The sequence below is a fragment of the Mesorhizobium sp. M7A.F.Ca.CA.002.09.1.1 genome (assembly GCF_003998555.1).
In the GTDB taxonomy this organism is placed as follows: Bacteria; Pseudomonadota; Alphaproteobacteria; order Rhizobiales; family Rhizobiaceae; genus Mesorhizobium; species Mesorhizobium ciceri.
The window spans coordinates 1-444 of the sequence record NZ_RZRR01001617.1; the positions used below are offsets into that span (position 1 = coordinate 1).

The following is a 444-nucleotide window of genomic DNA, read 5'->3' on the forward strand; positions in this document are numbered from 1 at the left end:
GATTTCGGCGGCCTGGTCTGGCTGTCGCGCGGCCTTGCCAAGCAGTTGCGCCTGAAGCGGAAGAAGGGCCGGTTGCAGCAGGAGCCGCCCGCCAAACCCTGGCGCGGGAGACCGGCCGCGGGCAAGCCGCAAGCCGCATCGGAGCCTCTGGTGTTTTCGCAGGCCATCGCCTGTCCGCAAACGACCGGCGACATGATGCTCGACATCACCGTCAGGATCGGCGTTCCGCCGGTCCGGCGCCGCATCGAAATGGAGATCAATGACGGTGGCGAGCATATCGCTCGCCTGCGTGCCGTGGCTATCAGCCGATCCGGCAGGGAACGCGTGCTGCATTTTCGCGGCAAGGTGACGCTCGACGGCGCGCGAGTTGCCTTGACGCTCGAGGCGCGACCATCGCGACAGTTTCGCGAGTGGAACGACGCGGCCACGGTGGCCGCCTATGGC

At 67.3% G+C, this 444-nt stretch carries 1 pseudogene; it reads left to right on the plus strand.

Annotation, left to right across the window (positions count from 1 at the left end):
- Positions 1 to 444, plus strand: a pseudogene (locus EN994_RS34970) (hypothetical protein); the annotation flags it as partial.